Annotated in this window: 19 protein-coding genes and 1 tRNA gene; 15 read left to right on the forward strand and 5 right to left on the reverse strand. The window is 72.1% G+C overall.

Going from position 1 to position 20,110, the window contains the following annotated elements; translation table 11 throughout:
- Nucleotides 1–4: 4 nt before the first annotated feature.
- Entirely contained in the window at nucleotides 5–376 is a 372-nt protein-coding gene (locus AB0B72_RS33660) for a phage holin family protein (protein WP_367743392.1), read from the reverse strand.
- Nucleotides 377–552: 176 nt separating this feature from the next.
- Here AB0B72_RS33660 and AB0B72_RS33665 point away from each other — a divergent pair, with 176 nt between their 5' ends.
- Complete coding sequence (locus tag AB0B72_RS33665) at nucleotides 553–1,554, forward strand: NADP-dependent oxidoreductase (protein ID WP_367743393.1); 1,002 nt, start codon at nucleotides 553–555, stop codon at nucleotides 1,552–1,554.
- 68 nt (nucleotides 1,555–1,622) lie between these two features.
- Nucleotides 1,623–1,898, forward strand: a complete 276-nt coding sequence (locus tag AB0B72_RS33670) for a hypothetical protein (protein WP_367743395.1) — start codon at nucleotides 1,623–1,625, stop codon at nucleotides 1,896–1,898.
- Nucleotides 1,899–1,916: 18 nt separating this feature from the next.
- Here the strand turns inward: AB0B72_RS33670 and AB0B72_RS33675 are convergent, their stop codons facing one another.
- Both AB0B72_RS33675 and AB0B72_RS33680 read right to left on the reverse strand, forming a co-directional pair.
- On the reverse strand, nucleotides 1,917–2,567 hold the full coding sequence (locus AB0B72_RS33675) for a response regulator (RefSeq protein WP_367743396.1): 651 nt from the start codon (nucleotides 2,565–2,567) through the stop codon (nucleotides 1,917–1,919).
- Nucleotides 2,564–3,955, reverse strand: coding sequence for a sensor histidine kinase (locus tag AB0B72_RS33680; protein ID WP_367743397.1), 1,392 nt, complete (start codon nucleotides 3,953–3,955; stop codon nucleotides 2,564–2,566). Before AB0B72_RS33680 ends, AB0B72_RS33675 begins: the two co-directional genes overlap by 4 nt.
- A 111-nt stretch (nucleotides 3,956–4,066) precedes the next feature.
- On the opposite strand from AB0B72_RS33680, the gene AB0B72_RS33685 reads away from it, so the two are divergent.
- The 10 genes from AB0B72_RS33685 to AB0B72_RS33730 all read left to right on the forward strand — a co-directional run bounded on the left by AB0B72_RS33685 (nucleotide 4,067) and on the right by AB0B72_RS33730 (nucleotide 13,133).
- A complete protein-coding gene (locus AB0B72_RS33685) occupies nucleotides 4,067–4,606 on the forward strand; it encodes a hypothetical protein (protein ID WP_367743398.1) in 540 nt (179 codons plus the stop codon).
- Entirely contained in the window at nucleotides 4,603–5,691 is a 1,089-nt protein-coding gene (locus AB0B72_RS33690; protein ID WP_367743399.1) for a peptidoglycan-binding protein, read from the forward strand. Before AB0B72_RS33685 ends, AB0B72_RS33690 begins: the two co-directional genes overlap by 4 nt.
- Entirely contained in the window at nucleotides 5,688–6,380 is a 693-nt protein-coding gene (locus AB0B72_RS33695; protein ID WP_367743400.1) for an ABC transporter ATP-binding protein, read from the forward strand. The genes AB0B72_RS33690 and AB0B72_RS33695 overlap by 4 nt, the downstream gene beginning before the upstream one ends.
- Entirely contained in the window at nucleotides 6,377–7,585 is a 1,209-nt protein-coding gene (locus AB0B72_RS33700; RefSeq protein ID WP_367743401.1) for an ABC transporter permease, read from the forward strand. The genes AB0B72_RS33695 and AB0B72_RS33700 overlap by 4 nt, the downstream gene beginning before the upstream one ends.
- A gap of 29 nt (nucleotides 7,586–7,614) precedes the next feature.
- Nucleotides 7,615–8,001, forward strand: a complete 387-nt coding sequence (locus AB0B72_RS33705; RefSeq protein ID WP_367743402.1) for an OsmC family protein — start codon at nucleotides 7,615–7,617, stop codon at nucleotides 7,999–8,001.
- A 1,022-nt stretch (nucleotides 8,002–9,023) separates the two neighbouring features.
- Nucleotides 9,024–9,644, forward strand: coding sequence for a hypothetical protein (locus AB0B72_RS33710; RefSeq protein WP_367743403.1), 621 nt, complete (start codon nucleotides 9,024–9,026; stop codon nucleotides 9,642–9,644).
- Between the two features lie 70 nt (nucleotides 9,645–9,714).
- Nucleotides 9,715–9,788, forward strand: a tRNA-Lys gene (locus AB0B72_RS33715).
- Nucleotides 9,789–9,934: 146 nt separating this feature from the next.
- Entirely contained in the window at nucleotides 9,935–12,265 is a 2,331-nt protein-coding gene (locus AB0B72_RS33720; RefSeq protein ID WP_367743404.1) for a helicase-associated domain-containing protein, read from the forward strand.
- Nucleotides 12,266–12,371: 106 nt separating this feature from the next.
- Nucleotides 12,372–12,878 (forward strand): GNAT family N-acetyltransferase, encoded by a 507-nt coding sequence (locus tag AB0B72_RS33725; protein WP_367743405.1) that lies wholly within the window; start codon nucleotides 12,372–12,374, stop codon nucleotides 12,876–12,878.
- 63 nt (nucleotides 12,879–12,941) lie between these two features.
- Nucleotides 12,942–13,133, forward strand: a complete 192-nt coding sequence (locus tag AB0B72_RS33730; RefSeq protein WP_367743406.1) for a hypothetical protein — start codon at nucleotides 12,942–12,944, stop codon at nucleotides 13,131–13,133.
- Between the two features lie 58 nt (nucleotides 13,134–13,191).
- Here AB0B72_RS33730 and AB0B72_RS33735 read toward each other — a convergent pair whose 3' ends face one another.
- A complete protein-coding gene (locus AB0B72_RS33735) occupies nucleotides 13,192–14,637 on the reverse strand; it encodes an MDR family MFS transporter (RefSeq protein WP_367743407.1) in 1,446 nt (481 codons plus the stop codon).
- Between the two features lie 96 nt (nucleotides 14,638–14,733).
- Here AB0B72_RS33735 and AB0B72_RS33740 point away from each other — a divergent pair, with 96 nt between their 5' ends.
- From AB0B72_RS33740 to nhaA, 3 genes are all read left to right on the forward strand, one after another.
- Nucleotides 14,734–15,447 (forward strand): TetR/AcrR family transcriptional regulator, encoded by a 714-nt coding sequence (locus tag AB0B72_RS33740; RefSeq protein WP_367743408.1) that lies wholly within the window; start codon nucleotides 14,734–14,736, stop codon nucleotides 15,445–15,447.
- A 234-nt stretch (nucleotides 15,448–15,681) separates the two neighbouring features.
- Entirely contained in the window at nucleotides 15,682–16,296 is a 615-nt protein-coding gene (locus tag AB0B72_RS33745; RefSeq protein WP_367743410.1) for a restriction endonuclease, read from the forward strand.
- Nucleotides 16,297–16,408: 112 nt separating this feature from the next.
- Nucleotides 16,409–17,716, forward strand: coding sequence for a Na+/H+ antiporter NhaA (gene nhaA, locus AB0B72_RS33750; RefSeq protein ID WP_367743411.1), 1,308 nt, complete (start codon nucleotides 16,409–16,411; stop codon nucleotides 17,714–17,716).
- Here nhaA and AB0B72_RS33755 read toward each other — a convergent pair.
- Nucleotides 17,698–20,001, reverse strand: a complete 2,304-nt coding sequence (locus AB0B72_RS33755; RefSeq protein WP_367743412.1) for an ATP-binding cassette domain-containing protein — start codon at nucleotides 19,999–20,001, stop codon at nucleotides 17,698–17,700. The genes nhaA and AB0B72_RS33755 overlap by 19 nt on opposite strands.
- Nucleotides 20,002–20,110 lie beyond the last annotated feature (109 nt).

The raw sequence follows: 20,110 nt of genomic DNA on the forward strand, positions 1-20,110 counted from the left end.
GGCGCTAGTCGTCGCCGAGGATCATGTTGAGGACCCAGCTGATGATCGCGACGATGATGGCGCCCCAGAAGGCCGCCACGAACCCGCTGACGTGGAAGGGGACGTCGAGCTTGCCCGCGAGCCAGCTCGTGAGCAGGAGGAGGCCGGCGTTCACCACGAGGGCGAACAGGCCCAGGGTGAGCACGTAGAACGCGCAGCCCACGGTCTTGATGATCGGCTTGAGGACGGCGTTGACGATGCCGAAGATCAGCGCGACCGCGAGGAGCGTGCCGATCCGCATGGCGGTGGTGTCGGCGTTGACCGTGATGCCGTCCACCAGCTGGGTGGCCGCCCACAGGGCCGCCGCGACCACGACGATTTTGAGTATGACCTTCACGGAAAAGATCCTTCCATGCTGCGGCAATATGTGCGCGCGCACCTGTGGAAAGCCCGCTCCCGGGAGCGTCTCACCCCGGCCGGAAGGCAGAGCCGGGCCGGTTGGGACCCCCGCACTGCCGCGATATGCCGCGTTGTGATCGGATGGGGTGGTTCAAGCCGAGCAAGGGAGCGACGATGAAGACACGCGAGATCCTCCTGGCCGCCCGCCCCACGGGCTGGCCCGAGCTCTCCGACTTCGAGCTCGCCGAGCGCGATCTGCCCGGCCCGGCCGAGGGGCAGATCCTCGTGCGCAACCTGTTCATGTCGGTTGACCCGTACATGCGGGGCCGCATGAACGACGTCAAGTCGTACGCGCCGCCGTACCGGCTGGGGGCGCCGCTTGAGGGCGGCGCGGTGGGGGAGGTCGTGGAGAGCCGGGCCGCCGGCTTCGGGAAGGGCGACCTGGTCCTGCACAACCTCGGCTGGCGCGAGCACGCCCTGCTCGACGGCTCCGCCGCGCGGAAGGTGCCCGAGATCCCCGGGGTGTCGCCCTCGGCATACCTGGGCGTGCTGGGCATGCCAGGCCTGACGGCGTATGTCGGCCTCCTCGACGTCGCCGCCTTCAAGGAGGGGGAGGCCGTCTTCGTCTCGGCGGCGGCGGGAGCGGTCGGCAGCCTCGTCGGCCAGATCGCCCGGCTGAAGGGCGCCTCGCGGGTGATCGGCAGCGCCGGGTCGGACGCCAAGGTCGCTCTGCTGACGGAGCGCCTGGGCTTCGACGCCGCGTTCAACTACCGCGCCGCGCCGGTGAAAGAGCAGCTTGAGAAGGCCGCTCCGGACGGCATCGACGTGTACTTCGACAACGTCGGCGCCGATCACCTGGAGGCGGCCATCGACTCCCTCAGGCTGGGCGGCCGCGTGGCGCTGTGCGGGGCGATCGCCGGGTACAACGAGGCGGAACCGCCGCCGGGGCCGCGCAACCTCCGCCAGATGATCGGCAAGCGGCTCACCATGCGGGGCTTCCTGGTCGGCGACCACTACGACCGGATGCCGGACCTGATTCACGAGGTCGGTACCTGGCTCCGCGAGGGCGAGATCGTGTACGAGGAGACCGTGGTCGACGGGCTCGACAACGCGGCCGGGGCGTTCATCGCCATGATGCGGGGCGAGAACATCGGCAAAATGATCGTACGGCTCTGAACGTGTTTTCCCCAGGAGCCGGCATGATCGGCAAACCGGCGGGAAACTGCACCTGGAGGTGAGTTTGGATGGACGTGGAAGAGCTCGAGTCGCTGCCGGCGAAGGAGTTGCACGACCGCGCGGTGCGCTATGCCGTCCGGCACGGCGACTTCGCATTCCTGTGGGACCTGCTGAAGGCGATCCCGGCCGCCGAGGCCGCCACCGGCCACAGCGAGGAGACGGCAAACGACCTGAGCCGGGTGTCCGCCCTGCTCAGCGACGCGATGGCGGCCGGCGAGGGACAGCTCGGCGACGCGCTCCGGCCCGTCTACGTCGACTACCTCTCCCGGCATCCCGACGCCTGACCATCCCCGGTGCCGTCGTCAGGCGATTCCGTTCTGGTAGGCGTAGATCACCGCGTGGGTCCTGTCGCGGAGCTGCAGCTTTGCCAGGATGCGGCTGACGTGGGTCTTCACCGTGCCCTCGGCGACCAGGAGCCGATCGGCGATCTCCCGGTTGGACAGCCCCTGGGCGACGAGGCCGAGCACGTCACGCTCCCGCACGGTCAGCACGCCGAGCCCGGCGGTGTCCGCCGGGCGCGGCGCGGTGTCCACGAAATGCCGGATCAGGCGGCTGGTGACGGTGGGCGCCGCCACGTTCTGGCCGCTCGCGACGGTGCGTACGGCGGCGACCAGGTCGGCCGCGAGGGTGTCCTTGAAGAGGAATCCGGCGGCTCCGGCGCGCAGCCCGGCGTAGACGTACTCGTCGAGGTCGAAGGTGGTCAGGATGATCACATGCGGAGGGCTCAGGGGTTCCGCGGCCGCCCGCAGCCGGCGGGTGGCCTCGATGCCGTCGATGCCGGGCATGCGGACGTCCATGAGCACGACGTCGGGCCCGGTCGCCGCGGTGACCGTGAGGGCGGCGAGGCCGTCGGCGGCCTCGCCCGCCACGGTGATGTCGCCGGTCTCGTCGAGGATCATGCGGAAGCCGGTGCGCACCAGGGCCTGATCATCGGCGATCACGACGCGGATCATGCCGGAGCCTCCAGCGGCAGGACCGTGCTGACCTCGAAGCCGCCCTCGTGGCCGGGGCCGGCGTGCAGCGTCCCGCCGAGGGCGGTCACGCGCTCGGCGATGCCGCGCAGGCCGTTGCCGAAGACCGGGACGGGGACGCGCGTCCCGGAGTTGCGCACCCGGATGCGCAGCCGGTCGGCGGTGAAGCCGAGGTCCACCGTGCAGTCGCTGTCCGGTCCGGCGTGTTTGAGGATGTTGGTCAGGGCCTCCTGGATGATGCGGTAGGCCGACAGCTCGACGCCGGCGGGCAGCGCGGCGGGCTCACCGGTGACGTGGAACGCGACCGGGGTGCCGCCGGCCCGGACCTGCTCGATGAGCTCGGGCAACGTGGCCAGGCCCGGCTGGGGGGTGAGCTCCGCGCCGGGCTCGGCCCGTACGAGGCCGAGGAGCCGCCGCATCTCGGCCAGCGAGGCCCGGCCCGTGACGATGACGTTGGCCAGGGCGGCCTCGCTGCGTTCGGGATGGCGGCGCAGCGCGGCCTGCGCGCCCTGCGCCTGGATGACCATCACGGACAGGCCGTGCGCGACGACGTCGTGGAGCTCGCGGGTGATACGGCCGCGTTCGGCGGCCACCGCGAGGGCGGTGAGCTGCTCCTGCTCGCGCCTGAGGTCGGCGGCGCGGGCCTCCAGCGTGGCCAGGTGGGCCCTGCGGGTGCGCGCGTTGTCGCCCGCCGCCCACGCGATGCCCAGCAGCAGTGCAGGGACGACGGCCTGGGGGGCGGCCTGCACGACGGGGTCCCACCAGGCCGGTGTGGGCGCGTCGGGGTCGTGCGCGCTCTCCGGCTCGTCCGGGTCGAGGCCGGTCGGCTTGGATGATCGCACCGAGCCCGGCTCCGGCTTGGGCGGGTCGGGTGAATAGGTCAGCGATCCGGACGGCGGGACGAGCGCGTACTTGCCGAAAGCGCTGAAGGCGCCGAAGGCGACGGCCAGGCCGAACCCGCACAGGCCCACCTGGACGGCGACGAGCGCGGCCACCGAGACGCGCCGGGTGCGCGCGGTGCCGGCGAGCGTGTAGAGGGTGATCAGCGGCACCATGTCCGAGGGCAGATGGGACATGAACGGGGTCACGACATGCCCGGCGGAGCCCGCCACGGCGAGCGCCGTGGCCACCACCGGCCGGCGGTGGCGGAGGAAGACGGCCGCCGCCGTGGGCACGGCGGCCACCCACCACCACACCAGCAGCAGCCGCCACTCCTCCACCGATCCGAACTGCTTGACCAGCATGGCCTGCGCCGGCCGGTGGAGCATCACGTCGGCGCTCAGCAGCAGGCTGGAACCGATCACCAGGGCGACCAGACCGGCGTCGAGCAGCAGCCTTCGCGTGCCGGACGGCACCCCGGAGACTCGCACAGGGGCAGCGTATGCGTCCTGCGGGCGGGCCGGCGTCTGTCGTAAGACGTACTCCGGGGTCGGCCGGACGGCAGACGCGGCGGCCGGGGGAGCCCCGCCAGCCTTGGGGCCATGAATCACAGACAGGCTTTCGCGGCCCTCACCACCGCGGCCCTGGCGTTCGGCTCCGCCGCCTGCTCGTCCGGCGGCCCCCCGAAGGCGCCGGCCTCGCCCTCGCCGTCCCTCAACGTGATCCAGCAAGGGATGGCGGTCGGGAAGCGGTTCGCGCAGTGCGGGCGCGACCACGGCCACCCCGCCTTCCCCGATCCGATCGTCGAGGACGGCAGGGTCCGGTTCCCGGTCCCCGGTGAAGGAGCCGCCGTGAAGAACCAGATCAAGACCGTGGAGGACATCCCGGAGTGCCACAAGATCTTGACCGAGATGCCGTCGCTGCTGAACATCCGTCCCCGCAACCCTCCCGCCGCCGCGGACATGGTGAAGGCGCGGAAGTACTCCGATTGCATCCGCCACCACGGCATACCGGAATGGCCCGACCCGAAGGCCGACGGCTCGTTCCCGGTCTCGGGGACTTCCCTGGAGGAGAAGTCGCCGCGTGTCAGAGCCGCCCGGGACGCGTGCGAGCAGTACGCCGTGGACTTCCCCTTCTCATGAGGACCACAGCGCTGATCGCCGCCGTGGCCGTCGTGCTCGCCGGCGCCGCGGGCACGTGGCAGGCCACGCGGGAGGATCCCGCGGAGAACGTCACGGCGCCGCCGGTGGCCGTGACCTCGGCGACGGTGAGCCGCGGCGACATCGTCGCCCGGACGCAGCTCGCCGGCGTGCTCGGATACGACGGCTCGTACACGATCGTCAGCCAGCTGCCACCCGGTGTGGTCACCGCCACCCCCCGCCCGGGTTCGGTGCTCAAGCGCGGCGCCCGCCTGTTCTCCGTCGCGGCGACCCGGGCCTGGCTGATGTACGGGTCGACGCCGGCCTACCGGGGCTTCGCCATGGGCATGAGCGACGGCGCCGACGTCAGGCAGCTGGAGCGCAATCTCGCCGCCCTCGGCATGGACCCCCATCACTGGATGACGGTGGACCGGCACTTCTCGGCGGCCACGGCGGCGGCGATCCGCCGCTGGCAGGCCGCCCACGGGGTGCCGTACGCGGCCCGCACCGGGAGGCTGGGGCCGGGGCAGGTCGTCTTCCTGCCGGGCGAGATCCGCGCGGGCCGGGTGCTCGCCGGCGCAGGCACGCCGGCCGGGCCGGGCACGCGGATGCTCAAGGCCAGCTCCACCACCCCCGTCGTCCGGGTCTCCCTGACCACCGACCGGCGTTCGCAGGTGCACGTGGGCGACGCGGTGCGGGTCACCCTCCCCGGCGTCGCCCGCGCCGTCAAGGGACGTGTCCGTACGGTGGGCAGGGTCGCCACGGCGCCCGCCGGCACGTCCCAGGGCGACGGCCTGGCCACCGTCCCGATGACGATCCAGCTGATCGGGCCGGGCAAGGCCGTGGCCGGTCTGGACCTGGCACCGGTGCAGGTCGGCGTCGTCAGCTCCCGCCGCAGAGACGTGCTGACGGTCCCCGTCACCGCGCTGCTCGCCCGTCCCGGCGGCGGCTACCAGGTCGCCGTCCTCGGCGGCTCCCGCCGGCTCGTGCCGGTGGAGCCCGGCCTGTACGACGAGGACACCGGCACGGTCGAGGTGAGCGGCGACGGCCTGAGCGAGGGCGCCCGGGTGGAGGTGCCGGTGTCGTGACCGACGTCGTGCTGTCCTTCCGGGGCGCGGTCAAGACCTATCCCGGCACGCCACCGGTCGAGTCCCTGCGGGGCGTGGACCTGACCGTGCGCGCCGGGGACCTGGTCGCGGTCGTCGGCCCCTCCGGCTCGGGGAAGACCACGCTGCTCAACCTGGCCGCGGGGCTGGACCGGCCCACCGGCGGATCGGTCGAGCTGGCCGGTCACCCCATCGAGACGCTGCCGGACCGGGACCTGTCGGGGCTGCGCGCGCACACCCTCGGCGTGGTGTTCCAGCAGTTCCACCTGCTGGACCACCTGTCCGCCGCCGAGAACGTCGCCACGGGGCTGCTCTACCGGGGCCTGCCGTCCCACCGGCGCCGCGCCGCGGCCCTGGCGGCCCTCGACCGCGTCGGTGTCTCTCACCGCGCCCACCAGTACGCCCGCACGCTGTCGGGGGGAGAGCGCCAGCGGGTCGCCATCGCCCGGGCCCTGGTCGGCCGTCCCGCGCTCGTGCTGGCCGACGAACCCACCGGCAACCTCGACAGCGTCAACGGCGACCAGATCCTCGGCCTGCTGCGCGACCTGAACGCGGACGGAGTCACCTTGCTCGTCATCACCCACGATCCCTACGTGGCGGCCGCCTGCTCCCGCCGGGTCGAGATCCGCGACGGCCTCATCGGCGCCGACACCCGGCAGGACCCCCGATGACCCCGCCCCTGACCCCGCCCCGGTCCCGTGTCCGGCCGGCCGATCTGGTGCCGCTGGCCACCGGCGGCCTGCGGAGCCGTCGCCTGCGGACGGCCCTGTCGACCCTGGGGATCGCCATCGGCATCGCCGCCATCGTCGCGGTGCTGGGCATCACCCGCTCCAGCCAGTCGGAGCTTCTCACCCGGATCGACCGCCTGGGCACGAACCTGCTCACCGTGGCCAACGGCACCACCATGGCCGGCGACGAGTCCGAGCTGCCCTCGACCGCCCGGGCCGGCAGCGCCCGCGCCGACGGCGTCCAGCGGGTCACGGCCACCGCCGCGCTCGAGGACGTGCACGTCTTCCGCACCGACCGCATCCCCGGCGCCGAGAGCGGCGGCCTGGAGGTGCGGGCCACCGAGCCCACCCTGCTGAGCACGCTGGACGGCCGGATGGCCGCCGGAGTCTTCCTCACCGACGCCACCAGCCGGTATCCGGTGGTCGTCCTCGGGTACCAGGTCGCGGCCCAGCTGGGGATCGCGCACGTCGGCCCCGCCACCCGCGTCTGGCTGGGCGGGCACTGGTTCACCGTCGCCGGCGTCCTGCTGCCGCTCGAACTGGCCCCGGAGATCGACCGGGCCGCCCTCGTCGGCGTCCCCGTGGCCGCCGGCCACCTCGGCTACGACGGTCACCCCACCCGTCTCTACATCCGCGCCGGCACCGGGCACGTCGCTCAGACCGCCGGCCTGCTCGCGCGCGCCGTCAACCCCGAGGCGCCCGAGACCGTGACGGTCAGCCGCCCCTCCGACGCCCTGACCTCCCGGGCCCTGGTCGCCGACTCCGGCACCTCCCTGCTCCTCGGCCTGGGCGCGGTCGCCGTACTGGTCGGGGGCATCGGCATCGCCAACGTCATGGTCATCTCCGTGCTGGAACGCCGGACCGAGATCGGTCTGCGCCGGGCCCTCGGCGCCACCCGCAGGCACATCGCCGTCCAGTTCCTGCTGGAGTCGTTGCTCCTCGCCTGCCTCGGCGGCGTCACCGGAATCACGCTGGGAGCTCTCATCACCTACGCGACCGCCCTCGACCGCCACTGGCAGCCGATCATCCCCTTGGCCGGTGTCGCGGCCGGACTGGCGGCCGCCCTGGTCATCGGCGCCCTCGCCGGCCTCTATCCCGCCGCCCGCGCCGCCCGTCTGGCGCCCACCGACGCCCTGCGCGCCGTCTGATCACCACCGCCCGGGTACGGTGTCTTGTCATGGGGTCTGTACGCGTAGAACGCACCGATGACGGATTCGTCGCCCGCAACGACCGCGGGGCCGAGATCGCCATGGGCTCGGGGGACGGGCTGTTCAGCCCGGTGGAGTTGCTGCTCGCCGCCGTCGGCGGGTGCAACCTCGTGACCGTTGAGACGCTCACCGATCAGCGCGGCCACCGGCTCGTACGGCTGGCGGTCGACGTGAGCGCGGAGAAGGAGAGCCCGACGCTGCTGAAGTCGGTCACGGTCGCGTACGACGTCGAGCTCCCCTCCGAGGAGTCGAGGGAGGTCTTCGAGGCCGTGGCGGAGCGGGTCCACGAGCGCCACTGCACCGTCAGCCGCTCGCTGGCCAGGGGGACCGAGGTCAAGCTCGTCCTGGGGGAGTAGCCGCGGCGTGTGTGGATGTAGGCCGAAAATCCACCTGCGTATGACGACTTCATGACAACTGCGCTTGTACTGTTGAAGCAAGTCCTCCAGCAGAGGACGACGCACGGACTTTATTGAATAAGGACGCGGATGGGGGAACCGCGTCCGGAAAGCGGGGGACCCGCCGGCTGCCTTTGGGGAGGGCATTCCTGGCGGAACCGCTTTGATCCGGAGCCGGGCAGTTGGGGGACTGCCCGGCTCCGGCATTTCCACGTTCGCGCACCCTGAAGCGGAGTATCCTCCGGGTAAAGTGGAGTGCACCTCCGTCTTCTGTATCGCCTGCGGCACCGCCCGCGTGGCCCCATCCGGACGCCGTCCTCCTCTCCCGCCCCCTCCTCTTCGCCTGGACAGGCCGCCGCGCCGGGAACCGGGCGGCCGTCCCCGCGTGGGCCGCACCCGCTCTTTGCTTCTCCTTGCCCATCGCGTTCTCGTGCTTTCGCGGTGCCGGAAAACGGGACGCGCGCCACCGGTAATGGGAGTTCCTTTGCCACGGCTTGCCCGGCCGCCCGGCTAATCGCGCACATTGCCGTATGTGCCGTTCACTTTCGCCGCGCGGGACGCACGGGAAGGGGAGGCCGCAGTAATGCGGTGTGCGCGCGCTTTCGTGGCGGGGGCTTGGGCGTAGGCCGGGCCTCTTGGCCTGCACGGGTAGATCTTCTGGGTGTTTTGAGTGTTTTGCTTTGCTCTGTCCTGACCTGTCGGGTAGTGTCGCAATTGCCGCCTAACCGGTGGTGGAAAGGACTTGGAGCGGAGCGCACGGTGGGGAGACCCCGCATCGATCTCCGTCCCGAGTGCCTCGGATCGCACTCCTGACTCACGACGGCCTTCCGGCCGGTCGCCATCGCCTCAGCGCCAACGCGCACGTCACGGGCGGTCGACACCGCTCGCCCGTGAACGTGGCCCGTCTCGCGGCCTGCCGACAACCGCAGGTTCCCAATGACGCATGGCCTCCCCTGTCGTCTCACGAAAGATCCCCATCCTTCATGAAGACTCTGTTTGACCTGCGCCCCCAGCGAAGCGTCCGTCCCCTGACCACACTCGTGTGCGTCGGCGCCCTCGGCGCGTCCCTCATGGCAGCCGCGCCCGCCTCGGCTGCCGTCCAGCCGGTCAACCAGCCCGTCATCACCGCCGCCCTCCCCGCCGTCCTTCGGGACGCCCTCCCCGCTGCCCTGCCCGCCGTTCTCCCCCAGAACGAGCAGGCCCTCCTCCAGGGCAGCACCACGGGCTCCTACTTCTGGGACGACGCCTCCGGCCGTCAAGGCGACACCGGGATGCCGGCGATCGGCAAGCCCATGCAGAAGGGGCTGTTCGCCAGCCCGAGCTGGCCGCTCGGCACCGAGGGCTACGTCTTCCACGGCGGCAAGCAGGCCAAGTTCTTCATCGGCGACCGGGGCCCCGGCGACCCGTCCGACAGCGGCGTCATGCTCGACATCGACGGCCAGACCTTCGCCGAGCTCACCGGCGCCACCTGGAACAGCGAGACGCTGACGGTGAGCGGCGACGCCGGGCACATCGACGTGCAGTACGTCGTCACCAAGTGGGGCGACGGCCCGGGCACCCGGGGCGCGCCGCTTCCCTTCTCCGCCGGCGCCTGGAAGAGCTGATCGCGGGGACGCTCCGCGATCACTCGCCGATGTGCGAGACGTCCGCTGGGCTGCTAAGGTTACGCACGTCGCGCCGCTAGCTCAGTTGGTTAGAGCAGCTGACTCTTAATCAGCGGGTCCGGGGTTCGAGTCCCTGGCGGCGCACAGTAGGAAAACCCCAGCTCGGTCCGCCGAGCTGGGGTTTTCGCGTATGGAGGCGTGGGTCGCATGTGGACCCGCGACGTGGCCGGATGTGCGGCCGCTTCCTTGGACGGTCGGCGCCGGGACTTCGTCGCTGCGACAATTGGCCCGTGGATGCGGACGTTGCACTCCTGGAGTGGCTGGCGGGGCTGGACGAGAAGGAGCTGGCAGGCGTGCTGGCCGTCCGGCCCGACGTGCTGCTGCCGGTTCCGCCGCGGAGGCTGGCCGAGCTGGCGGACCGGTTGGACGATCCCGAATCGGTGTACCTGGTGTTGTCCCGGTCGCCGGTCCCCTGCCTGGTGCTCGCCCAGGCAGTCCTCGTGGCCGCTCTCGCGGGACGGCCTCTCGCCGCCCTGATGCCCGAAGGGTTCGACTACGCCGGTGAGCTCGACGAGCTCGAGCGGCGTGCGCTGGTGTGGCGGGAAGGGGAGGGGCTCCGGATCTGCTCCGCTCTGCACGAGGTCCTGCCCGCCCCGCTGGGGCTCGGCCCCAGCCTCACCGAGATCCTCACACAGATCACCGTCGCCGAGCTGGCCGACCTGTTCAAGCGGCTGGGCGGCACGGGCACCGGCCGCAAGGCGGTGCTCGTCGACTCGATCACGGCGATCCTCGCCGACGACGAGCGGCTGGCACAGCTCGTCGCCCGGGCGCCGCAGGGAACGCGCGAGCTGCTCGACGACTTCGCCTGGCGGGGCCCTGCCCACATCCTCGACGAGCCGCCGCACGTCGGTTACCACGCGCGGCCAGGCCGGATGACCCCGGCCCGATGGGCGCGCGAGCACGGACTCATCTGGAGCGTGGACTGGGAGGGCGCTCACGTCATGCCCATGGAGGTGGCGCTCGCGTTGCGCGGGCGCGACTACCGGGTGGACGTCTCCGCCGAGCGGCCCGCGATCACGACCGGTCCCGTCGCCGCCGAGCTCGTCGCGCACGAGGCGTCCGTGGCCGCCCTCCGGGTCCTGGACCGGGCCGCGGCGCTGCTGGAGGCCGTGTCCGCTGAGCCGTTGCCCGAGTTGAAGGGAGGCGGCGTCGGTGTCAAGGAGGTGCGTCGTCTGGCGAAGCAGCTCGGCTGCGCCGAGGACGAGATCCGGCTGCTGCTGGACATCGCGGACGCGGCCGGGCTGCTGGCGGCCAACCCGGTGACCGAGGTGCGAATCCGGCGGTCGACCGAGGTGCGGCGCAACGGCGTCTCGCCGACCGACGGGTACGACGGGTGGCTGGCCCTCGGACCGGCGGAGCGCTTCGCCACGCTGGTCGAGGCATGGTGGGGACTTGCTGTCAGCCCCACACGGAGTTACGACGGCAAAGCGCGCACCCCGATGACCCCCGCCGGCCCGGGAACCCCGTCCAGTCTCATCCGGGAGGTGGTGTTCGGGCTGCTCCCGTCCGACGCGGAGGTGCGGCTGCCGCAGGAGGTGGTGGCGGCGGCGAGCTGGCATCTGCCGCTGATCTCGCCGGAGAGCGTCGCCGAGGTCGTCTCGGCGGTCCTGGCCGAGGGCAGGCTGCTCGGGCTGATCGGCGCGAACGCGCTCAGCCCGCTCGGTCTGGCGCTGCGTACGGGGTCCGTGGCGGAGGCGGCGGACAAGATGCTCGCGCAGGCTCGCCAGCAGGCGTTGTTCGGGGCCGACATGACCGCGGTGGTCACCGGACCGCCCTCCGCCGACCTGGCGGAGGTCCTCGACCGGGCCGCCGACCGCGAGTCCGGCGGTTCGGCCGGCACCTGGCGGTTCACTCCTTCCTCCGTACGGCGGGCCTTGGACGCGGGGCATCGCGCCGAGGACCTCCTGGCCGCCTTGACCGAGGTGGCCTCAGGCGCGCTGCCGCAGGCCCTGACGTACCTGATCAACGACGTCGCCCGCCGGCACGGGGAGATCGGCGTGGTCGCGCTGGGCTGCTGCGTGGTGGGCGACGATCAGGGGCTGATGGCGGAGCTCGCCGTTCATCGCAAACTCGCCAGGCTCCGGCCGCGGCTGCTCGCGCCCACCGTCCTGGCCAGCACGCTGAATCCGGCGCAGACTCTGGCCCTGCTCAGGGAGGCGGGGTACGCGCCGGTCGCCATGGAGGCGGACGGCTCGCTCGCCGTCACGACGCCGGCCATCAGGCGCGCCCCTCAGCGGCGGGCTCGCCCCAAAGCCCCGGTCGCCGGGCCGGAGAGTGCCGCGGCGTGGCTGATCGGCACGGCGGGCGTTCGAGAGCCCGAGCCCGGCTTCCACAGGCTGACCAAGCTCTTCACCCGGCACGCGACCGGGCTGGCGGCCGAGGCGCGCGCACGGGCGGCGATGGAGTTGCAGTACTACGGCCAGGCCAGGATCGTCTACGACGGCGAGAACCTCACCATCAGCAGCCCGGAGGCGCACGGCGCCGAGCTCGACGTCTGGTGTCACGAGACCGGCGAGTTCCGGCGCCTCGACCCGGCCAAGATCAGCGCCTTCGTGTCATGATCGGACCGTGCCGATCTCCGGCGACGGCCTGAGGAGGGCGCGTGGGACCATCCGAGCTCATGATGCCGGTACGGCCGGGCCCGGACCCGCGTGGCCGGGGGGATCGATGACCGGCCCGTCCGCGGCGCGGATCCAGCTCGACCCGCTCGCTGTCGAGGACGCCGAGGACATGGTGGAGGTGCTCGCCGGCGAGGAGCTGTACGCCTTCATCGGCGGCGCACCGCCGACCCTGCCGGAGCTGCGCTCCCGCTACGCCAGGATGCTGGCGGGGCCGCCGCCCGAATCCGGCCAGGAGTGGTTCAACTGGATCATCCGCCGCCTGTCCGACGGGCGGGCCGTCGGGACGGTCCAGGCCACACTCGCCGACCAGGGGCGCCGGGCGGAGATCGCCTGGGTGGTGGGGCTCGGGTGGCAGGGGCAGGGGTACGCGTCCGAGGCCGCCGCGATGCTCGTGGACCGGCTCGCGGCCCTGCGCGTCTCCCGGATCGAGGCGCACATCCATCCCGGGCACGAGGCGTCGATGAAGGTGGCCGCCCGCATCGGGTTGAGCCCGACCGACCGTTTCGACGACGGCGAACGCCTGTGGCGGCGTGACCTGCCCTCCGGAGGGTGATGAGCGTGCCGGGCTCCCCGAGGCAACTGTTTCCCGAGAGAGGAAATGGTTCGTCAGGAGGGCTTGCGCCAGGTCTCGTGGCAGGAAATCTGGTCGGGACCGTCGGCCGTCACCTTCGGCAACGAGGGCACCCCCTTCTACATCTCCGGCCCGTACGACACTCCCCGGCAGGTCCTCATGACGCTGAACCGCAGCGTGGGCAGGGACAACTACCACTTCGTGTCTGGCGAGCCGGAGTTCGGCGACCTCGTGTGACGCAGCGGGGCGCCGGGTCGTGAGGGCGCCGGGGGCCGGGGCCCTCACGTTCAGAACTTCACGGGGTGACGGCGGGACGCCGGGGCACGAAGAGGGCCGGAATGAGGCAGAGGGCGAGCAAGGCGAACGCCCACCGGAAGCTGCCCGCGAACGCGTCCGCCAGAGCGCCCGGATGCCCGGCGGCTCCGGCGAGGGTGCCCCCCGATCCGGGCACTCCGGAGCGGATGAGGATCTGCAGGACGATCGCGAGCACGGCCGAGCCCAGGGCGGAGGCCACCCGGATCACGATGGTGGCGGCGGTGGTCGCCGAGGGGATCGCGGCGGGGAGAAGGCCGCTGTACGCCCCGGCGGTCAGCGACGGGACGATCAGCCCGTGCCCGAGCCCCACCACGAACAACGCCGCGGCGAGGAAGGGCAGGCTCGTGGACGCGCCGGCCAAGGTGAAGGCGAACGTCCCGGCGAGCACGCAGGCGATGCCCGCGATGCCGGGCGCCTTCGGCCCGTATCGGTCGGTCACCCGGCCGGCGACCGGCATCGTGAGGATCGCGCCCACGCCGAGGGGCGCCACGAGCAGCCCCGCGTCGAGCGTCCCGCCTCCGCGCACCACCTGGTCGTACAGCGGCACGAGGATCAGCATGCCGAACATGCCGACGGAATAGAACAGCAGCGCCCCCGCGGACGTCCCGAAGGCCCTGTCGGCGAACAGGCGCACGTTCACCAGCGCCCGGTCGCCGCTTCTCAGCGAGTGGACGACGAAGGCCGCCAGGAGGGCGAGACCTCCGGCCACGCCCCAGACCACCCGCGCGTCGCCCGGACCCGCCCCCTCGCCCGCCTGCGCCAGCCCGTAGACGAGGGCCGCCAGCCCGGGTGACAGCAGCGCGAGACCGAGCGTGTCCAGGCGGCCGGCGGTGGCGCGCTCGCCGTCCGGCGGCAGCAGCCGTGCGGCGAGCAGCAGCGCGGCGGCGCAGACCGGAACGTTGACGTAGAACATCCAGCGCCACGCGAGGTGGTCGAGGAGCAGGCCGCCCAGCACCGGTCCCAGCGCGGGCGCGAGCATCGCCGGGATCGCGATCACGGCCATCGCCCGCCCCATCCGGGCGGGCCCCGCCGCGCGGGCGAGCATGGTCTGGCCGATCGGCATGAGCAGCCCGCCGCCCACACCCTGCACCAGGCGGAACGCGATGAGGCTGCCGGCCGACCATGCCATGCCGCACAGCACCGAGCCGCCCACGAACAGGACGAGCGAGGTGATCCACATCGTCTTGGCGCCGAACCGCTCCACCGCCCAGCCGGTGATGGGGATCGTCATGGACAGCGCCAGCGTGTAGCCGGTGATCACCCACTGGATCGTGGCCAGCGAGGAGTGCAGGTCACGGCCCAGGACCGTCACCGCCACGTTCACGATCGTCGTGTCGAGCACCGTCATGATCGCGCCCAGGGCCACCACCAGGGACGTCTTGCGGAGGGCCGGGTCGAACTCCGTCGCGGCCCGTGTGATCGTCATCTCTCGTCCCTTCGTACGCCGTATCGCAATACCGTACGCCGTAGCGCTAGTTTCGTACACCGTATCGCTGAGGTGGTACGCCGTACACTCGGGCGCGTGGGAGAGTCGACGGAACGGGCGAGGGGGCCCGTCTGGGCGCGGGACGCGGCCAAGCCGCGGAGCGCCCTGACACGTGAGGCCATCGTCACCGCCGGGCTGGCGATCGCCGACGCGGAGGGGCTGGACGCGGTGTCCATCCGGCGGGTGGCCGCCGAGCTCGGCGCGCGGACGATGAGCCTGTACACCCACATCGGCAGCAAGGAGGACCTGCTCGACCTCATGGCGGACGAGGCCGCCGCCGAGGTGCTGGTCCCCGGCGAGCTGCCGGGCGACTGGCGGGAGGCCCTGACCGTGATCGCGCGGAGGGAGCGTGAGGCGGTCCGGCGCCATCCGTGGATGATCGAGCTGGTCTCCCGGCGCTCCGTGGTGGGGCCCAACATGCTTCGCCATGTGGAGCAGACGATGTCCGCGCTGAGCGGTCTCGATCTGCCGATCGAGGGCAAGTTCCACGTGATCGCGGCGGTCAACGACTATTCCAGCGGATTCGTCCTGCGTGAGGCGCGGGAACGCATGGCCCCTCGCAGGGACGGCTGGACCGACGCCGAGCGTGACGCGTTCATGCGGCCGTACCTTCAGCGCCTCATCGACACCGGCGAGTTTCCCAATCTGGCCCCGTTGATGAAGGACGGCATCCCCAGCACGGACGACAACTTCGAGCGCGGCCTGCGCTGGCTGCTCGACGGGATCGCCCGCGATCTCGGCCGGGGCTGACCCTCCGCCCGGCTCGTACGGCCCGCAAGTGGCGGGGAGAGCCGTCCGTAACCGGCTGTGCGCTGATTCTGTCGGAGCGTGCGGTCACACTCGACGTCGAGCGTTCCCTTCGACGGAGGTCCGATGGCGAGGCGGAGACACACGGGGAGACCCACGAGGAGACCCACGGGCAGTTCACCGGCACGCGGGGGCCGGCGGCGAGGAACGGGCGGGATCAGCGCGTTCTGGCCGGTTGTGCCGATCGCGGTGCTCCTCGCGGTGTTCATCGCGGCGCGCTCCACCTGGGCGGTGCTGCTCGGCGCCGTGGTGGTGCTCGCCGTCCTGGCCGCCGGAGCCGTTTTGATGATCCGGAGGCAGGGCCGGGCCTACCGGCGGGAGGCCCTGCTGCGCGCTGGCCTCGACCGCCTCGACCACCGGAGGTTCGAGGAGCTCGCCGCCGAGCTGCTGCGGCGGGACGGCTTCCGCCGGGTCCGCGTCCTGGGCGGGGCGGGCGATCGGGGAGTGGACGTGGTCGGCTCGGCGAGGGACGGCCGGCCGTACGCGATCCAGTGCAAGCATTACAGCCGGCCGGTCGGGCCGGGGCACGTGCGGGATTTCGTCGGCGCGCTGTGCGCGGAGCCGTACCGCGGCCATCAGGGCGTGCTCCTCACCTCGCACACTCTCAGCGAGCAGGCGGCGCGTACGGCCCGGGAGCAGGACGTGATCGTCGTCGACCGGGACCGGTTGGCCGACTGGCTGCTGGGCGCCTACCACCTCGGGCCGGGAACCTCGGGGCCGGCGTGGCTGATCCGGCTGCGCGGCGGCCGGCGGCAGGGGGCAGCCCTCGACCACCGGGACGGCCCGGCGTGAAGGAGGCCGCCGGGGAGCGGCCGGAGGTGATCGTCGCGCCTGTCTAGGATGGAGCCAGGTGTGCCGGGAAGTCTGGTCGGCGGTCGATGACCCGATCCCGGAATGGAGCGCCATGACCGATCCGCGCCGCCCGGCCGCCCTGCTCGGCGGAGGTTCGCGGGCCGAGGCCCGCCGTGTCGCCGACATCCTCCGCAAGGAGACGATCGGCGGCGCGCTGTTGCTCGCCGCCGCGGTCGCGGCGATGGCCTGGGCGAACTCGCCGTGGGCGGGGGCCTACGACTCGCTGCGCTCGTTCGTGATCGGGCCGGCCGCGCTGCGTCTGCGGCTGGACCTCGCCACCTGGGCCGCCGACGGACTGCTGGCCGTGTTCTTCTTCGTCGCCGGGCTGGAGCTCAAACGGGAGTTCGTCGCCGGTGACCTGCGTGAGCCGCGCCGGGCCGTGGTGCCGGTCGCCGCGGCCGTGGGCGGTGTGATCGTCCCGGCCCTGCTCTACCTGCTGCTCAACCGCACAAGCGGCGGCGCCGTCAAGGGGTGGGCGATCCCCACGGCCACCGACATCGCGTTCGCGCTGGCGGTGCTCGCGGTCATCGGCCGCCACCTGCCCTCGGCGCTGCGGACGTTCCTGCTCACGCTGGCCGTCGTCGACGACCTGCTGGCGATCTGCGTCATCGCCGTGTTCTACACCGAGCACCTGTCGGTGATCCCGCTGCTGGCGGCGGCGGCGCCGCTCGCCGCGTTCACCGCGCTGGTGCGGCGCCGGGTGCGCTCGTGGTGGCTCCTGCTGCCGCTCGCCGCGGTCACCTGGGCGCTGGTGCACGCCTCGGGCGTCCATGCCACGGTGGCGGGGGTGCTGCTCGGCTTCGCCGTACCGGTGCTGCGCAGCGAGCGGGCCGGCGGGCCGCAGGCGGGGCCCGGTCTGGCGGAGCACTTCGAGCACCGCTTCCGGCCCATCTCGGCGGCCGTGGCGGTGCCGCTGTTCGCGTTCCTGTCGGCGGGGGTGCCCCTGCACGGCCTCGCGACGTCCCTGTCCGGCCCCGTCGCCCTGGGCGTGGTCGCCGGCCTGGTCGTCGGCAAGCCCGTGGGGATCATGACGGCCACCTGGCTGATCGCCCGCTTCACCCGGGCCCGCCTGGACGAGGGGCTGGCCTGGGTGGACGTGGCCGGGCTGGGAATCCTGTCCGGCATCGGGTTCACGGTGTCCCTGCTCATCGGAGAGCTCGCGTTCGGGAGCGGCGGCGGGCGCGACGACCAGGTCAAGGTGGCGGTCCTGGCCGGGTCCGTCACCGCCGCCCTGCTGGCGGCCGTGGTGCTCCGCCTGCGCGACCGGGCGTACCGGCGCCTGTGCGAGGCGGAGACCACGGACCGGGACGGGGACGACGTCCCGGACGTCCACCAGGCCGGTCAGTCCCGCGACACGTAGGCGCGCAGGTGCCGGGCGGTGAGGGTGTCGCCGTGCGCCACGAGGTCGGCGGGGGTGCCGGTGAAGACCACCCGGCCGCCGTCGTGACCCGCGCCCGGGCCCAGGTCGATGATCCAGTCGGCGTGGGCCATGACCGCCTGGTGGTGCTCGATGACGACGACCGTGTTGCCGTCGCCGACGAGCCGGTCCAGCAGGGCGAGGAGCTGGTCCACGTCGGCGAGGTGCAGGCCGGTGGTCGGCTCGTCGAGCACGTACGTCGCGGCCTTCTCCGCCATGTGGATGGCGAGTTTGAGCCGCTGCCGCTCCCCTCCGGACAGCGTGGTCAGCGGCTGGCCCAGGCCGAGGTAGCCCAGGCCCACGTCGGCGAGCCGGTCGAGGACGGCCCGCGCCGCGCCGGTGGGGAAGAACTCGCGCGCCTCGCTCACCGGCATCTCAAGGACCTGGCTGATGTCCTTGCCCCGGAGCTTGTACGTGAGCACCTCGGGGGTGAACCGCCTGCCCTCGCACTCCTCGCAGACCGACGCCACCCCGGCCATCATGGCGAGGTCGGTGTAGACCAGGCCGATGCCCTTGCAGTTGGGGCAGGCCCCCTCCGAGTTGGCGCTGAACAGGGCCGCCTTCACCCCGTTGGCCTTCGCGAACGCCGTACGGATCGGGTCGAGCACGCCGGTGTAGGTGGCCGGGTTGCTGCGGCGGGATCCGCGGATGGCGGACTGGTCGACGGTGATCACCCCCTCCCGGCGGGAGAGGGAGCCGTGGATCAGCGAGCTCTTGCCCGACCCGGCGACGCCGGTGACCACGGTCAGCACCCCCAGCGGGATGTCGACGCTCACGTCCTTGAGGTTGTGCAGGGTGGCGCCCTTGATCGGCAGGTGCCCGCGGGCCGGCCGTGTCCGCTCTCGCAGGCGCACCCGGTGGTCCAGATACCTGCCCGTGAGAGTGCCGGACGCCCGCAGCCCGGCGACGTCGCCCGTGAAGCAGACCTCGCCTCCGGACGGCCCGGCGCCGGGCCCCAGGTCGACCACATGATCGGCGATCTCGATCACCTCCGGCTTGTGCTCCACCACGAGAACGGTGTTGCCCTTGTCGCGCAGGAGGAGGAGCAGATCGTTCATCCGCTGGATGTCGTGGGGGTGCAGCCCCACCGTCGGCTCGTCGAAGACGTACGTGACGTCGGTCAGGCTGGAGCCGAGATGCCGCACCATCTTCACCCGCTGGGCCTCGCCCCCGGACAGCGTGCCGGACTCGCGGTCCAGGCTCAGATATCCCAGGCCGATGTCGACGAGCGACTCCAGGGTCTCGCGCAGGGTGGCCAGCACCGGCGCCGTCGAGGCGTCGTCGATGTCGCCGACGAAGGCGGCCAGGTCGCTGATCTGCATCGCCGAGCACTCGGCGATGGTGCGGCCGTTGACCTTCACCGACAGCGCCGCCGGGTTGAGCCGGGCGCCCCCGCACGCGTGGCAGGTCGTGAACGTCACCGCCCGGTCCACGAACGCCCGCAGGTGCGACTGCATCGACTCCCGGTCCTTGGCCAGGTAGAGCCGGCGCACCTTGACCAGCAGGCCCTCGTAGGTGAGGTTGTAGGTCCCCTGCTTGATCTTCGTGGCGGGCTTGTGGAGGAAGTCCTCCCACTGGGCCGGTGTGAAGTCCTTCAGCTTGACGTCGGGGTCGAAGAGCCCGGACTGGGCCATGGTCTGCCAGTACCACGTCCCCACCCCGAAGTTGGGGACGGTGATCGCCCCCTCGTTGAGGGAGCGCTCGACGTCCACCAGCTCCGCGACGTCGATGTCGGAGACCCGGCCGAGGCCCTCGCAGGCCGGGCACATGCCTTCGGGGAGGTTGAAGCTGAACGCCCCCGAGGTGCCGATATGGGGGGTGCCGATCCGGCTGAAGACGATGCGCAGCATGGTGTGCGCGTCGGTGGCGGTGCCCACGGTGGAGCGGGAGTTGGCCCCCATCCGCTCCTGGTCGACGATGATCGCGGCGCTCAGGTTGCGCAGCGCGTCGACATCGGGACGGCCGAGGCTCGGCATGAACGACTGGATGAAGGCGGTGTAGGTCTCGTTGATCAGCCGCTGCGATTCGGCGGCGATGGTGCCGAAGACGAGGGAGGACTTCCCGGATCCGGAGACGCCGGTGAAGACCGTGAGCCGGCGCTTCGGGATGTCGAGCGAGACGCCGGTGAGGTTGTTCTCCCTGGCGCCCCGGACCTCGATCACGTCGTGGCTGTCGGCCGCGGCCCGGATCGGGGATTCCGGGCGCGTACGGGTCGGGCTCTGCTCCATCGAAACCCTTCGGAAGACGGCATTTTTCGATTCAATTGTTTCATTGAATCGCCCGTGAAGACTTTGCCGGCCTTTTCCTGCGCCGTTCCCGCGATGGCATCGGGAAAGT

Origin of the sequence: Microbispora sp. NPDC049125, assembly GCF_040802045.1 — a bacterium.
Lineage (GTDB): Bacteria > Actinomycetota > Actinomycetes > Streptosporangiales > Streptosporangiaceae > Microbispora.